This is a genomic window from Pantoea sp. GABEPS69, assembly GCF_045780835.1.
Classification (GTDB): Bacteria; Pseudomonadota; Gammaproteobacteria; order Enterobacterales; family Enterobacteriaceae; genus Pantoea; species Pantoea septica.
In genome coordinates this window covers 534388-549843 of sequence record NZ_CP118618.1, presented here as the reverse complement: position 1 = coordinate 549843, position 15456 = coordinate 534388, and the positions used below count along the sequence as shown (strand labels likewise).

The following is a 15456-nucleotide window of genomic DNA, read 5'->3' as shown; positions in this document are numbered from 1 at the left end:
ATCGGATTTTAGGCAACCGGGAACTTGTAGGGCGTATTTTGCAACAGACCAGCTTGAAACGTTCCCGCGACCCGTTTAATGATAATGAACTTAAATCAGCTTAAGCTCACTTTAAGATGGTTGCCAGTGATCTGCAAGTTAACAGTGTAAAAATTATGTTAATACTTTCTATGGTCCTGATGAGCTGCTACCTCATCAGCAAATGCCAACTGGTATAAGTCGCGCATATTTGAGGAGATAATCGATTTAATTTAAGTCCCCCTCCGGCTCCACGGATTCCCGGCAGGATCGAAACGCCAAAGACTGCGTTTCGGGCCTGTCGGTTGGGGGGCTGATGGCAACGTTCACACCCCTCTCCTGTAGCGGGCTGAGGCTGGCGCCCTAACTGGCCAAAGACTGACATGGCCGCTTTTGACCGAACCAGCACACTGCCGCCATCCGGCGCTATGACCTGTTCATTTCCTGCTGTCCTGTTTTGCGCATCGAGTCTCCCCACCGTGCAGAAATCTGTCACCCGGGCGGCCTTATGCAAGGGCCGCTTAGCTAAATGTCTACACTCGGTCCCTGCGGGCTGCGGCTTTGCCGTTTTCCCCTGCATTCTGCTTGATGCCCGCGCTTCCGTTCTGCACTCACGGCGATGAACTCGGAAAAACATCACATGAACGCAAATGGAAGAAACAACATTTCACAGCAGAACGTCAACACACCGGCTTCTGAATCTGAAGAATCATCTCTCCACACCGTAAGTGACAACGTGTGCTTTTTAAGCCGCCTTCCCGTGCGGGATGCGCAGGGCAACTATGCGATGGCAACTGAAAGCCAGATCCTGGCGGAGGCAGAGCTGGCTATCGATTACCGCTATCCCACGGACACCGTCTTTGGCAAGGTGTTCGCCGTCGCGTATCTGAATAACCAGCACCAGATGTTGGACTACGAAGAGAATTTTTACGACTCAATTTTAAGCGTCGAAATTCATCCGCGTGAAATTGTCCGTCGTGCGCTTCAGCACAATGCCGCTGCTGTAATACTTGGTCACAACCATCCCTCATTTTCAACTGAATCGTCCCGGGCGGATATCAACTTAACATTACGTCTGAGGCGGGTTCTTGAAGGAGCCAGCGTTCGGGTTATCTATCACCTGATTGTGGCGGGTAATGAGGGCATATCGTAACAGCAGCCGTTCGTAAGACAGCATTTTACGGTTCTGTTCCTCACCTGATATGTTTATTCAGTGGTGCAGGGAAGATGATTAGGGTGCTATGGGCTTGCCCGATGAAGTTGAGCTTTATGGCATGGTGATGAAATATTGCGCTCGACGGGGCTGTATGAAACTCCTGAAAAATATCCCTGGAAGACTAAGGCGGATTACTGAATGGTCACTGGCTTATGCAGCACGATACGCACACAAGGCCTTTCTGAGCAGGAGCTACACCTTAAATGTCGCAGTGAATTGCGCAAAATGGCTGCGCGCCTCCAGTCTGCTGAGTTGATTCCGCCGCCTCGTCCTCAGGTTGAGAGCTATACGTGTCAGCCAGCACCGTAAGGGTAGTGGCGCATATCAGGCAGTTGAAGGCTTTGCTCAAAGCAAATGGCACAAACGTCAGTGTAAACTTCCGGTATGAGCGAGGAACAAAAATTAGCGTCGCTAGCATCTTTACTCGCATATTAGCTACCATTCGACTGTCGTCCTAAAGGGGGTGTTTCTTAAATACCCCTTTTCAATTATTTTTTAATTATTTAATTCTTACATTTTTTTATCTCACAAATTCACTTTTATAACTTCCTGTTAGCTGATTTCCTTCAAAATAAAACGCACCACTAAACTCTTGTTGGCCATAATGATGGTTTGAGGTGAGGGAGCCACCAATGACACCTTTTTCACCTAATAATGTCCAAACGATTTTGAAACCATTGTTATTTAGCATTGTTAAAAATGGTTCCTTTTTAACAAGTAAATGTGCTGTTGATGCATGCATTGTTTCAGCCGCAAAACAAACCATAGTTTCATTTTTATCATTGAAGCTACCTTCTGTTTTCCCAATTTTTAAACCCATCTTTTCAAAGATTAAATTGCTAGGCTTTAAAAAACTCAAAGTTTCTTTTTTTGATTGATCAAACTCTTCTCCCCACGAATAATTAACAGACGTGACACTAACATCAGCTATCTTAAGGCTAGACTCTTGGTCTGATACCGAGGTCCAAACTGAGCCACCATAATAATCTGTTTTGAAAAACTGGAATGCTTCGGACCAATAGAACTCCCTATTAAATAATTGGTACCTATCAGCGCCTTCCGGCATCCATCTGCCCATATAGTTTTGATGTATCGCCCAATCTCTAAAATTTTTAAATTCTTCTTCTTTCACGATATAACTTCTAATATGACACCAAACCTCTTTGCGTGGATGCCCCCAATCATCGTTTCCAATAATTTTTGGTTCTTTCCATGAAGGATAGCTTTCTAATACTATCCATTCAGCACCATTATCATCTTTAACTTCAATTAAAGCATATGGATTAGTTATCGTAGCAGAGCTTTTTACCCAATCTTCATTAGAGCAAGTCCAATCAAATATTTCATCATTTAGCCACCACATTTCTTGATTGCTTGACTTCTTCGTTCCAGTTTCTTTAAGTAAGATAGTAGGATCTATATCTCTTATGTAAGGCTCCCATGGCCCTTGGTATGGACTTTGCTCTCGTTCGTTACTATAGCCCTCGAAACGAATAAAATTATCGGCTAGCTTTGCCATATATTCATGATAAGCAATCCATTGGTATTTTTTACCAATCCGCTCTTGAAATAACTCTCTGCGTCCACGTCCAGTACCTATTTGTCGATCAAAAACGCCATGTTTCTCAGGATCCCAACCAAACTCCACAACACGATTAAATATAAATCTCTGAGCTATACTAAGATCAAAGTATTTATCAGTTTCCAACAAGTTATTATTGTGATCTAGATATGGCTCTATATCATTTTCAAACTCAATCAACAGGTCGTATAACAAAGAATTCTTAAACGCTTCTTTGTTCGCATTTATTTCCTCCTGTGTTTTTCTACCTTTCGCGATATCATGTCTGATCTTAATGTCCCCGAATGTAATTCCCTCCCCTCTATAATCATAAATTATAGGGTCTGTAGCTTCATACAGCTCCTTTTGTTGATCAGTTAGTTTGCATTTGAAAGTTTCAAAAGCTTTCTTGCGATCAACAGGAGTTTCACCAAACTTGCAACCAGACCAATTCGAACGATTATGATTTGTTCCAATTGTATATCGTGAGAAGTCTCCACTTCCCATGATCGAGCTCCAAAGTTCCCAATAAGAATCTTTATCATAAAGAGACTCTAGTTCTTCTTTAGACGGAATGTAGTCAGGCCAAATGCTGTTGTATGGTGGCCTAATTTTGGATAATTCAATACCGTCAAGATCCAATCCAAGATGAGCACAAAATTCAAGAATCTCTCTTGCATAGTCTCTAAGTAAGATATTTGGATACACATGCTCAGTACAAAATACTTTTTGGTAAACAGTTTCGGCTAAACATTTTAGTTCTTTGCAATTATCCGTTCGCAACGTACAGCCTAATGCAACTGCAAATATTCTTTCCCAAACGTAAGGATCGTCCACACCATAAAATTTCTCAATTATTTTTTTCAAGACAGGAATTCTTGTTTCAAGTAAACTCACTAAAGCTTTGGTTGAGCAATCCCGAAGTTGTCGGTTACTAGAAGTTAAGAACCAGCATAAACTAGTTGCAACCAGCTCGATTGACTCATCTGAAATGTAGCTTTTATCTGTTCTGTCCCATGCCCAATCTATTAGATGCCTAAATGCTGAGTCTTCATTATATTTATGTTTAAGTTTTGTAGTCCAAAACGCATCTCGATGCGGCAAAGGGTTATTTTTTAGCCAATTATGCAAGAAATTAGCATTAAAGGGATGGTCAACTAACCCTGAAATTGAGATCACTGCTTCTAGAAAATAATCAAAGCTAGTGTTAGATTTAAAAACTTGCTTATTAACGAAAGGTCGGATTTTTACATAATCAATAGCATCAATATCTCGCCATATCAAACTATCGATAAATGCTTCTAGTAATTTATCATTATTGCTAAACTCCGGCAAAAATTCATAAAGCTCTTTCCCATACTTTTCTGGCAATTGAATGGACAGAGCCTCCACGATTCCCGAATTTATAAAGAAATCATATTCATCATTAAAATAGCTTCTCAAAAGACCATTTGACTTGAATTCATTTTCGATATTTTCTATATCATCTAATAAGAACTTAACTGTTAAATGATCATCAAACCTTTCAAAAGCCACATAAACTACTTCTTCAGTAGAATTATCATCATTTCTTACTATGCCTTTAGTCAACAATCCTTCATCAATTAAGGCACTGAGGAAATGTTTATCGGTAACATAATCATTAACAACAGATTGAACTGCTGAATGAGCATCTTTAAGTGAAATGCTTTTGCCGCCAATCTTTGTTTTTAATTTTATGATTTCATTGAGAGCATCTTTAACAAGAGGAAAGCCAGAGTCGAATGCATATTTTTTTGGCGATGATAATGATTTATTCACACCTTCAACTAAAAAATTCAGAATATTTGAGATTCCACTGAATCCAACAGGCACTTTAGTTAAGCCATTTTTTTTGATTCCTTCGCACAATAATTTAAGAAATAGAGGGTTTCTAAACTCTGGATTAAGGTTAGGTGATGAAGGCTTCTCTATATTGTAATAATCATAAAAGAGACTGACAGCCTCTAGTTCAACATTCTGAAACCCACTATGTTCATAAATTTCAAAATTGTTCCGTCTTACATTTTCCATGGAAATTGTTACACTTCTATATGTTGTTCTGACTGACATTATCAGACCAAGCCATTCAAAGCATTTAATTTCATCGACAAAGCTGTTAATGTTGTCATTCCAAAATTTATTGCCATTCCCCTCATTAATAGCATCAATAAAAATCAGGACTCTTTTTCCGGTCTTCAGACCATATAAATTCAGTTTTTCCAAGAATTCTCTAGAAGTTATTTTAATTTGTAACCTCTTGAAGATTTGAGCCCAAGGAGATTCATCTGAATTAAGTTGTTGCCCTAGTATAAGTAGAGAAGGATAATCCGATAATACTCGTGTTTTTATCACGTCAGCAAGTAAATGAGACTTACCAATTCCAGCTTTTCCTTCGAGAAGGAGGAAGGGGTTATTAGCTAGTTTAACTGTTAAGGAGTTAATGAATGCAAATAAATCATTACACGCGTAGTTAAACTCCCGAAGCTCTCGCAGAGTAGATGAATACTTATCACTGTAGTGCCTAGTTTCACCTGATTTTTCTGAGTTTTCTCGGAGTTTCCACAATATTGACTCCGCCTCATCAGTAGCTGCTTGGCACATGGAAATATAGTCATTGAATTTGTTTTTCGGAATTTCATTTAACTTATGAAAATTCATTGCTTGATATGTATTTTCAATCTCCCTTAAGGTTTGAGCTATTGCAGATAATTGTGAAGAAATCACATCACAACTATTTAACTTATTTCCAACAATCAGAAAACTATCTATATTTAAATAAAACGCTTCAGAAAAACCACTAGTTCTGCCGAGGCCATCAAATATCTTAGCTATTTCTAGCTTTACGTTGAGTTCGGGTGTGTATCTCCCTCCCAAGTCCGCTATTGCTTGTCTACTTTTCTCATTTAACCAATCATCACTCAAGTGAAAAGTTAGTTTCTCATCTATAGATTGCAAAGAAAGTCTGATTTGAATAAGCTCGTCACTAATGTCAAATATTTTTTCTTTATAAGCTTCTTCAATATGGAGACTCTTTAGTGTGTTGCAATTGTTTATTTTAAATGTGAGGATTTTATAAAAACGCTCAAGTTGATTTTGAGTTGGAGGAAGTACGTTTGGAAAATCACTGAACTTATGCAACAAGTCAACCTTATTAGGGGGTCCTTTAAAGAAAATATATTCGTTTAGTGCATCGAATAAAAATTTAGAGTGATAAAATGGAACTTTATCTGACTCAATTGGATGTTCGGCTTCAAATTTTATAGCCGTTTCCTCAATCAACTGATAGAGCCTGTCTGCATATGTTTGCTTAGGGAAGAGCTTCCTTCGCAACCATCCGTACCCTTCCTGAGATATAAATTGGTCTACAAATTTTGTTGCAACGTAGTACGCTGCACTACTAATTGCTATTGAGACAGGTTCCATTTTTATTTATCCTGCATCTTTCATATTTTAATGAAGACTCGTAACCTCTTTGAGGAGCCACATTCAATTGTAGGGTAACCAAACAGAGGTTGCATCTTCGCGTTGCTTGATATATTCGCAGCATTCTCTACTAATGGTCAACTAATATAGGCTACATCTTTTGTCGAACGAATGTCCGCTCTTGGCACAAAGCGGACGTTCGACATGAGCTTTCATGTGCGATCAGTAATGTCAGGCCTGCCATATATAAGCAAGCAGCCACTACTCTCCTTCCCCCCTCGCTTTCCAGCAACAAATAATTGCGATGTTTGCATCGCTGATTTAAACCACTCGAGGCTGCCGACCTGCCAACCCTACCGACGGAGCCCATCACCATCAGCACGTTCGCATGAGATGAGCACTACATGGAGAAAACAGCCTTACCGATATGTCACATAAGCTGTTGTTTATTCCATTCTTCGTCACTTTGGTCATCATAGTCATGCTTTACCTAAAATTCTGCATCCAGAGGCGCCTAGAATGAGACAGAGCCCTGTGATTTTTAAGCTTCACCTACATATCTTAAATGGTGTCGTATAATCCCCACCTACTCGCCCCAGCTCAGTTACAGATTTCCTTTTTAATATCATGTAATTAACCGCTGCCCACCTGTCCCTGCTTTTGGCGGAATGGACACCTCAAAAACCGATTTAACTCATAAATTCAATTGGTTACGACACGTGGTGGTGTCCCTATGAAAATCGCAAAACTAGCCGTTTTCTGCGGGGCCGCCGCCTCGTGGACAGGGTACCCCTCCGGGAGGACCCGCTCATTATTCCCTGCCCTGACACTGCCACAATAATCGGCCATCATCTGGCTGGCTGGTTGGTTGGTTGGTTGGCCAGAAGTGAAAACCGTGCCTGAAAAACAAAACTCCCGGGCAGTCGCAATGACTTCCCAATAAGGGCAAACATACGGCTACAGCCTAAGGCTTTGATTTGTCCGGGACCGTCCCTTTGACCTCTTTATAAAGAGTGCAGTCAGGTCAATTGATGAATAACGCTTTGATTTTACTACGGGAGGTCACTGTGGCCTCCCGCGTCCTGACGCTTAATTCGGTCCCTCGTTTAAGGACCACCCGGCTCTTCGGTCAGGCACAGAGCACGTAAGCTATTGTTTATTTCATCCGTCCTCACTTTGAGGATACAGGCCATCCTCTCAATGAATTTATCTCTGTAGCGATTGTGGATGTTCAATACTTTACCAGCGCTTGTGCACTCAGCCATCATCAGGCTGGTTATCTGCTCAGAAGTCGATAACTTTGTCTGAATAAAGTTTTACCCAAAAAGTGCAAAACCCCTGGCAGCGACATTACCTCCCATTTTGCTAACGCTCAACTGCAACTTAAGTCGTTGATTTTTTTTCCATTCACCGTCACTTTGGTCCCGCCCGGGATGGTGTCGACGGAATATTCGATTGATAACACTCTGATTTCAGTATCGAGGGTACTAGCGACCTCTCGCCTAACTCACTATCGTGCCCATAGTATGAAGATGAGCCAGATATAGATCATGCCTCGGGCTTGAATCGTTACCATGACTCATAACTAGTTGAAAGGAATACAAGTCCTCATTTTGAGGTTGTCCACCAGCCTGACTTCCAAATATTACCAGCGCAACAATGCTTTATGCGTACGCTTGAAACGGACAACGTTTGTATGACTGGTTTGTAGAATTATAACTACCTTATCCTGCCTTCAGGCTTTATGTCCACTATGAGCTAAAAGCGGACGTTTGCATCTTTTTCATAAAGATATAGTCTTGGTTAACGTCTCAGTGACTTGATAAAATAGAAGAAGAAATAATCAAAATCATAAAAAAGACCTACAAAAAGTAGGCCTAATGTTATCCATAATTATTTGAATCTATAATGATTCTAAAATAGACAAAAAAGTTGAAAGCTGACTTTCTCTTACACGAAATCTACCAGTTCTTGATATCTCTGTTTCAATACCATTAACGAAAAAATGTACCGAATCTAGAATCGCCGAACCTTTCATATAGTTACCTTTATAATTTTCATAAAGGTTTTTCGAGCTTACTATTTTAGTTTTGGCTAATGTGAAAGGATCTACCGGTATATTAGAAAGTGACATAGACTTGATCTTAAGATCATATTGTTCAGAAAGACCGTTAATCACATTACGAAGGTCAAATTCAACTGGTTTTAAACCGCTTTCTTCTCCAAATAATTTATGTACCATAGTATAAGGTACTTTCATACTTACCGGAGGGTTTATAGCATACAATACTATTTTTTTGTTTTGTCTGATTCCGAAATTGACATTCAAATAAGTGGCCAATTCAACTTCAGAATGCTCACCATTTGCATACTCTATATTTTGCTTACTAATACTTCTTATGGTGAACTTAACTTCAAGTACCTCACCATCATTAACAATATGAAATCCATAACCCTTATCTTCATGATAGAGGTTATCATTAATCTTAAGCATTATCTCTTTACGAGATATATCTTTTTCTACCCTGTATATTTTCACCTTTATCATCATCCAGCTTCCTGATTTAATGTTACGCAAGACATAGTATTTGCTGGGTATCTTTTAGCATGTTCTTCGATAATAAAGTCATTAATTAAGAATATTTTCTCTTCTAATTGTTTCATGACCTGATCGAAATCCGCATCAGTCAGCTTATCTTTTGTCGCAGATGAGTGGGTTGTTTCTTTATATAATGCTCTAAACTTGATGTTTCGTCCATAGTACTTATCGTCGAAGCTAAGCTCGAAAGTTACCATGCAATTTTTTAATGACGAGGAAAATGATTTCCATCGGATTAAACTTCGATAAAATCCATCACTACACAACTCCTTAATTTGAGGCGCATTTACGAGAGATAAACCGTCATAAGAAGCGTTATTTATGTTGAAAGTCAAATTCTCATTATCGTCAGAGGCTATTTCTTGATCATATTCATCATCAAGACTTTCGCTATCTTCAGAGGACGTTAAGTCTTCTTTCTCTTCTTTTTCTGGAATGTCATCATTTTTAATATCTAAAGGAGTTTTGATTCTACTTACACGAACTTTTTCAAGACCTGCATATTCGAACCCAGTACTTTTGTAATCCCCATCAAAATCATAAAGATGAACAGCAAAAGTGTTACGGAGATCTGTGTCTGTAATACTTGATAAATCTATTTCGTTGATGGTTATATTGTTACTGACTGTCGATAAGTATGTATCAATAATCTGGTCTAATATTTCAGAAATACGCTGAGTATAGTTGTACCTGACGGATACATAGCCATTTCTGACTATAAATACAATGCTTCCGCTATAAAGTTTTTTCTGCTGAAATTTTCCTCTTCTGAAGTCAAATTCAGTATAATCAATAGAGATATGGTAAGTTTGTATGCCTGAGTAATGATCAATTTTTTCATGCCCTAATAATCTGGGCCTTTTATCCTTTACCCTGTTAACAACATCGTAAAGTTTTTCGATATCGAAATTTTCATATATTCTTTTTACTGAAAAAACATCTTGGCTAGACTTTGTTGCTAATTTGTCCTGTATCTCTCTGATATGATTATATGAAAAAGGGAGATCGGATATCTTTTCAATTAACTCTTCCTTTTTTAATTTTTCCGGAAAAATTATTCCTCTTTGAAAAGCGATTTTTCGCAACGTGACTTCTGTTATTCGAGCACCATTAGAATGTAAAGCCGTATAGATATCGCTCTCGTTCGAAAACAAAGTGGCTTGATATTTATTCACTTGATTCTTCCTCTAAGAAAAATGGCATGTTCTATTGAGTTGTTTACTGGCCACTTGGTACTCAAATATTGATAGCTTTTGGTTAGTGAAAGGGATTGAAACAACTTTATCCCTAAGGGTTTCGATATGATTATTTGTGAATGAGTAAATACCCGCATAGTTATCTATTGCTTCTTTAAGATAATCACCTGAAGTTGAAGAAAACGGAGTGGTAATGAATATTTTATCAAATTGATTTAGTAACTGGTAATTGAAAATATATTCAAGCATAAATATAAAATGTTCGCTAGAATTCACTTCCTCTTGCCAAAAAATATTTAGTATTTTATTATCAATCCTATTACCGTCATCGTCACGAATAAAATCATGCTCATATGAGTAAAGAAGCATTCCTGACGTAATCATCTCCAGCGTAGCAGGTAGGTTTTTGCCTTTAGTAGCAATCTTATTATGCTTGTCGGGGTAGAAGAAAGTACATTTCTCCACCTCAGGAATCTTATGCCATAATATATTTTTTTCTTGATGAGCCTTATCTGTATAAGCTCTCCTTTTTTCTAATGTCTCCGTGAAATCAAGCAAAAACCTTATTAGTTTCGGATCCATCACTGCTATAATAGATTTTTCGGGGAGACTATATTGAGCGCTTGCTGCGCCTGATAACTTATCGTAAAGATCTTTATCATATTCACTATCATGATTATATATAAACAACAACCCATGAACGTTATATTTTTCATGAGTATTATCGAGAAACGTTTTTTTCCAGAATGTATTTCTTGGGGCGCACTCTACCTGTTGGGATAAGCTTCGGATAGTCGCTAATATTTTCTTATTACCCTCAAGTGTTTTCGCGCAATAAGACTTTAAATCTGTTTGCACATATTGAGTTTCGTCGGAATAAGGATCTTTGTATTTGAACACCACATCAGTAGGGTGTGACTTTTTTGGATTTTCAGCCAGAAGTTGCTTAGCATTTAAATGTGATCTTAAGCAACAATCCCAGCTGATATCTGTAGTGACTTGAGTTTGCCAACCTAACTCATCAAATATTCTACTAGATATAATGCCTGCAATTTCATCAATATTTTTTGTCTCTCCGCCCATCATTCCTCCATAAGGCATTGTAATTTAAGGTTTAATAATTATTTATTTTTTCTTACTCAGACTCACTCACTGCGCGTGAAAAAATAAGAAAAATCCTAATTAATTTAAACTTTTTTATAAGATGCATCAAGCGACAAGCTAAAATCAAGGTGCGATTGAGCGATATCCTACTTCATACTTAACATACGTTGCTCTAACTCATCAGCCTCACGGGCGACATCCCGCACGACCAGCGAATGGCTCTCCTCACCCTCTTCATCCGTGAATATCTTTACCGGCTGCAGGTCGTATGCCCGGCGCTTCGGCTCCTCGGCGTCCTTCATTTTCGTGCACGTCAGTATCAGGGCGATTTGTCCAACCTCTGAATTATCGGACACATAAAGAGCAGCAATTCTGTTTTGAACGCACGAAAAAAAAGAATAGTGGTTTAAGTGTTCAGCTGTTCACCTTTGCAATTTTTATTATAATTATCATGCATTTAATTGGTGAACACTTGAAGAAAAAGTGTTCACCCCTTATAATTATGATAAATAAGGGTTTTTATACAGGATGAACACTGGTGAACACTTTTTTAATTAATTTATTTTTCTTGTGTAGTTTCAAAACAACGGGGCATCCATTCTTCAGCCTCGGGGGTAAGCAGTAGGTTTGACCTCATGCCCTGCTTTGTCTTCTTCTTCTCATACGGCTTTCCATACTCAGGCATGTCTGTGCCAAACCGCATGAGCGATACCGGCTTGCTCAGCCTGGTCGCCCGCATGTAAGCCATATAGGCGTGATAGAGATAGCGTCGCTGGCTGAACGGAATCATTTCTGCGTTACCGATCAGCATGCCTCGCACTGATTTGCCGTTGTCAGGTAACCGCATTCTGGAAAACAGCTGGCTATGCGATGCTGAAAAAGAATCGCCTACAGCAGTTAAAGTTAACTCATCCGTGGGCTGAGAACTTTTACGGATGCTGTTTTTTCAGCTAATGATATCTGTTAAATTCATTATCTCTTTAATCATTAGAAATTCTGCATGTTTAATATCAATGAATGGCTTCCGGCGTGGCTTAAAGAACATCCGATCTCCTCATGTCTGACTCTCCTCACTCTTGGTGGGGGAATAACCTATGAAGCTATGAATGTAACTGTCATCAGCGAGATGGACGTAAGGTCTGAAAGCCAAACTCATGAGAACGAGCTTCTGCACAAAAATCTGGAGTTGCTTCAGGCCCGATATGACGCGGCACTAACCAGCAGAGACGATGAAGTTGAAAAGAAAGTCACTGCAATGTCTGCCGTTTTAAATGAAAGTCAGAATACGCTGACAAACCGATATGTAGAGCTTTTAAAAGAAAATCAGAACCTGAAAAATACGATTCATGATCTAAGCAGTAATGACAGCCAGCGTCAGGTAGAGTTAAAAGAAAGTAAAATCAGAGAGCTAAGCGATAAACTTACGGCTAATAATCATAAGATAGATGAAGTCCAGGCATCGTTACATGAAACTAGTGCAAATGCAGGGTCTCACAAAAAACAGTGCGAAGAAAAAAAGGACTACGATGTATTTGCTTCACACTGTTCACTGGCCTCGAGGTATGAAGCTGAAGCCAGTTCTTTGCGAGAAAAGATAAACTCACTTGAAAAATATAGTGAAATAATTAACGCGCAGATTCTTACGCTTGAAGGCAGAAGCAGGTAACCCTACACTGCTTGTTTTTTCCGGATGGCACAGCGGATAAACTGGCCTATTATCCCTTCGTGCTGGCTCGCCGTTTCGCCTGCAGTTACTGTATTGGCAGCTGCTGGGGAAACCACAACATATATTTTCCTAGGCGTCACGACGGGGTAGAGGGCGCTATTCGGTGATATGGGCGTTTGCCGAATGCCAGTTTAGCAGCCTGAGAAACTTGCCTCACGGCGGCTTTTGAACAAAGCAAAATCGCTAATATCCGCTTCTGGCATACAGCAGACGTTCACATGAGCTTTCCTGAATGAGCCATAACGTCAGTCCAGCGATGTGTAAGCATACGGCCATTTAAGCCTCTCTTTCTACTCCCCACTTGTTACCCACTTTTTCAATTCCCCACTTGCTCCCCACCTGTTTTTTTCAAAACCCTGCCCAGCCCAGTACTGATGCGGGTTTCAGAGGTTCACCCCACTTTCTGGTTATATACAGGGGAAAAGTGGGGAATATGGGGTCCTGCTCCCCACCTTGCCCACCACCTCCCCACTTTTTTACCCACTTTTGTAATGAGAATGGAGCGTAAGGTGATCACCGTTCTGGATAACCAGACCATCATCAGTCAGCTTCTGCAGCCAGCGGGTAAAGTGCTTGGTATTAATCCCCATTGCTTTAAGATCGTCGCGTACAATCATTTTTGTACAGGCCTCCTGGCTGGCAATACGACTACGAATAGCCTGCCAGAGTGCCATATGATTTCCTGTTATGTTCGGTACACCAGCGAGTTCAGGTTCACGTTCCTCAGCCTTCCGGGCTATATCCCGCACGGCCAGCGAATGGATTTCCTCACCCTCTTCATCCGTAAACAGCTTTACCGGCTGCAGATCGTACGCCCGGCGCTTCGGCTCCTCGGCATCCTTCATTTTCGTGCAGGTCAGTATCATGGCGATTTGATCGCCCTCGCGCTTTACCTGAAACTCAGCATCCAGAGCCGCACGAAATGAGCTGGAGCCCCGCGCTCCTTTGGCCTCATCTTTTCCCGAATGGTGAACCACCAGCACCGTGGCGCCGGTCTTCTGTTTGATAACGTCACAGCCCTCGATAAACGCGCCCATATCACGGGCGTCGTTTTCATCATTTCCGCCAAAGCAGCGCGCCAGCGTGTCGATGACAATCAGGCGCACCGGCAGACCGCCATCTGACTCAATCTGCTTCGCCGCCAGGATAACCTCCTGCACCTCTGACTGACGCACCGGGAAGACGGGGCGGTTTACCAGCCAGACGTTTTCCACGCGCTGCTGATAAACCTGCTCCCATGCACGGATGCGGCGCGGTACGCCAATGCCGCCCTCACCCACGATGTACAGCACTGCACCACGGTTTACCTTGCGGTCTGCCCAAGGGAGGCCCGCCGAAATATGGCAGGCCCAGGAGACGGCAAGAAAGCTTTTAAACGAGCCGCTGGGACCATAAATGCTGCACAGAGCCTGCGCAGGCAGGATATGCTTCATCACATAGTCCTGACGGGCGTCAAAGCCCTCAGAGCCGCGTGACAGCGGCAGCCGGGTCCTCGTCTGGTCTGCTGCAGGAAAGACGCGCTGAATGCGCCCGATGTCGCGCAGGCAGGCGTTCAGCCCGTCTGAGCCCAGAATTTCAGCCACGACTGAGCGGCGAAGCGCCTTCACCTGCTCTGCGTCAGTACCCAGATAGCCGGCATCGCACAGGTCCTCATAAGTCATGCCGTGCAGCTGCATCAGGCGTACCACCAGCTTTCCACAGCGGGTAGTCGGGTCTTTATGCTGCCGGGCGGCCTTTTCCAGTTCTGAGCGGCTGCAGGGGCGACCGTGCGCCCACAGATAAACGCAGGCAAAGAGCGCATCAGAAAGAGGCTCAGTAAGCTGCAGAGGATTGCTCATTTCGGTAAGCCTCCGCTCATCTGGAACTTGCCAATCAGCGGGTGATACCAGTACGCCGAGCCGTACTTCCGCTTCGCTGCACGTAGTACCAACCGTGCCGCTTCACGAAACTTCTCGTCCGGGACTAGATAGCCTCCAGACTTATGCCGCACCAGCATCACGCCAGCGTTGTGCGCCAATTCCTCGGCTTTTTTGGTGGAAATACCAAACTCAGCCGCCAGCGCGCTGACCGGCGCCATACCGGGCGGGATGGTACCGCCCTGCGAATCCACCAGCGCATTCAGGCGGGCCTCAAGGTCTTCGACGCGCGCAGTGAGAGCCTCTACCCGGCCGGCCAGTTCGTTGAACTTCACGTTACTGATCATGTTGCTTTCCTCCGTCTGCCCTGAGCGCACGGTAGACCTCAAAGTTGATATCGCAGGCCAGACTGATGAGGTGCAGCAGCTGGGGCGAACACTCCTCACAAGCCTTATCCATAATCACCTCATACAGAGAGGTGGCCAGTTCGGCATGGTATTCAGCCTGATCTAAGTCCATGGGCTCACGCATTCCGGGCCTCCTGAGCGGGAAGCTGGCCCGCGAAGGAAAGGATGAAGTAAGGGGCCAGCAGGCGACGAGCCTCCTGCTCTGAGCCGGCATCGATGCAAAGACGGAACGGGGGAACCGACCGGTCCTGACGGGAAACGGCCAGGAAGCGATACTGATATTTGGGACGAGTTTGGGTATGCTTGTTCATAGCCATAACTGTTACCTC

At 42.0% G+C, this 15456-nt stretch carries 11 protein-coding genes and 1 pseudogene; 2 read left to right on the top strand and 10 right to left on the bottom strand.

Annotation, left to right across the window (positions count from 1 at the left end; all coding sequences use genetic code 11):
* Positions 1 to 658 precede the first annotated feature (658 nt).
* Positions 659 to 1171: a JAB domain-containing protein gene (locus tag PVE98_RS02725; protein ID WP_187143666.1), complete on the top strand. Its 513-nt coding sequence runs from the start codon at positions 659 to 661 to the stop codon at positions 1169 to 1171.
* Between the two features lie 583 nt (positions 1172 to 1754).
* Here PVE98_RS02725 and avs2 read toward each other — a convergent pair.
* The 6 genes and pseudogenes from avs2 to PVE98_RS02695 form a co-directional block, all read right to left on the bottom strand.
* Entirely contained in the window at positions 1755 to 6239 is a 4485-nt protein-coding gene (avs2, locus tag PVE98_RS02720) for an AVAST type 2 anti-phage system protein Avs2 (protein WP_096073835.1), read from the bottom strand.
* Between the two features lie 1903 nt (positions 6240 to 8142).
* Positions 8143 to 8790, bottom strand: coding sequence for a hypothetical protein (locus PVE98_RS02715; RefSeq protein WP_333620466.1), 648 nt, complete (start codon positions 8788 to 8790; stop codon positions 8143 to 8145).
* Positions 8787 to 10013, bottom strand: coding sequence for a hypothetical protein (locus PVE98_RS02710; RefSeq protein WP_313619113.1), 1227 nt, complete (start codon positions 10011 to 10013; stop codon positions 8787 to 8789). The genes PVE98_RS02715 and PVE98_RS02710 overlap by 4 nt, the downstream gene beginning before the upstream one ends.
* Before the next feature lie 12 nt (positions 10014 to 10025).
* The gene (locus PVE98_RS02705; RefSeq protein WP_227741499.1) at positions 10026 to 11120 is read right to left on the bottom strand and encodes a hypothetical protein; all 1095 of its coding nucleotides are present in this window, start codon (positions 11118 to 11120) and stop codon (positions 10026 to 10028) included.
* Positions 11121 to 11284: 164 nt separating this feature from the next.
* Positions 11285 to 11440, bottom strand: a complete 156-nt coding sequence (locus tag PVE98_RS02700; RefSeq protein WP_187143667.1) for a hypothetical protein — start codon at positions 11438 to 11440, stop codon at positions 11285 to 11287.
* A 257-nt stretch (positions 11441 to 11697) separates the two neighbouring features.
* A pseudogene (locus tag PVE98_RS02695) lies at positions 11698 to 11984 on the bottom strand (primase-like DNA-binding domain-containing protein); the annotation flags it as partial.
* Positions 11985 to 12138: 154 nt separating this feature from the next.
* Between PVE98_RS02695 and PVE98_RS02690 the strand changes: the two are divergent.
* A complete protein-coding gene (locus PVE98_RS02690; RefSeq protein ID WP_127908395.1) occupies positions 12139 to 12804 on the top strand; it encodes a hypothetical protein in 666 nt (221 codons plus the stop codon).
* 536 nt (positions 12805 to 13340) lie between these two features.
* Here PVE98_RS02690 and PVE98_RS02685 read toward each other — a convergent pair.
* The 4 genes from PVE98_RS02685 to PVE98_RS02670 are packed head-to-tail and all read right to left on the bottom strand — an operon-like array spanning position 13341 to position 15444.
* The gene (locus tag PVE98_RS02685) at positions 13341 to 14702 is read right to left on the bottom strand and encodes a helicase RepA family protein (protein ID WP_096073841.1); all 1362 of its coding nucleotides are present in this window, start codon (positions 14700 to 14702) and stop codon (positions 13341 to 13343) included.
* Positions 14699 to 15067: a hypothetical protein gene (locus PVE98_RS02680; RefSeq protein ID WP_096072077.1), complete on the bottom strand. Its 369-nt coding sequence runs from the start codon at positions 15065 to 15067 to the stop codon at positions 14699 to 14701. The genes PVE98_RS02685 and PVE98_RS02680 overlap by 4 nt, the downstream gene beginning before the upstream one ends.
* Positions 15057 to 15251, bottom strand: coding sequence for a hypothetical protein (locus PVE98_RS02675; RefSeq protein ID WP_096073842.1), 195 nt, complete (start codon positions 15249 to 15251; stop codon positions 15057 to 15059). Before PVE98_RS02675 ends, PVE98_RS02680 begins: the two co-directional genes overlap by 11 nt.
* On the bottom strand, positions 15244 to 15444 hold the full coding sequence (locus tag PVE98_RS02670; RefSeq protein ID WP_096072076.1) for a host cell division inhibitor Icd-like protein: 201 nt from the start codon (positions 15442 to 15444) through the stop codon (positions 15244 to 15246). The genes PVE98_RS02675 and PVE98_RS02670 overlap by 8 nt, the downstream gene beginning before the upstream one ends.
* Positions 15445 to 15456 lie beyond the last annotated feature (12 nt).

Coding starts and splice junctions, on each gene's coding strand:
- PVE98_RS02725 (WP_187143666.1), top strand. CDS start 659: ATGAACGCAAATGGAAGAAACAACATTTCACAGCAGAACGTCAACACA.
- avs2 (WP_096073835.1), bottom strand. CDS start 6,239: ATGGAACCTGTCTCAATAGCAATTAGTAGTGCAGCGTACTACGTTGCA.
- PVE98_RS02715 (WP_333620466.1), bottom strand. CDS start 8,790: ATGATGATAAAGGTGAAAATATACAGGGTAGAAAAAGATATATCTCGT.
- PVE98_RS02705 (WP_227741499.1), bottom strand. CDS start 11,120: ATGATGGGCGGAGAGACAAAAAATATTGATGAAATTGCAGGCATTATA.
- PVE98_RS02700 (WP_187143667.1), bottom strand. CDS start 11,440: ATGAAGGACGCCGAGGAGCCGAAGCGCCGGGCATACGACCTGCAGCCG.
- PVE98_RS02690 (WP_127908395.1), top strand. CDS start 12,139: ATGTTTAATATCAATGAATGGCTTCCGGCGTGGCTTAAAGAACATCCG.
- PVE98_RS02685 (WP_096073841.1), bottom strand. CDS start 14,702: ATGAGCAATCCTCTGCAGCTTACTGAGCCTCTTTCTGATGCGCTCTTT.
- PVE98_RS02680 (WP_096072077.1), bottom strand. CDS start 15,067: ATGATCAGTAACGTGAAGTTCAACGAACTGGCCGGCCGGGTAGAGGCT.
- PVE98_RS02675 (WP_096073842.1), bottom strand. CDS start 15,251: ATGCGTGAGCCCATGGACTTAGATCAGGCTGAATACCATGCCGAACTG.
- PVE98_RS02670 (WP_096072076.1), bottom strand. CDS start 15,444: ATGGCTATGAACAAGCATACCCAAACTCGTCCCAAATATCAGTATCGC.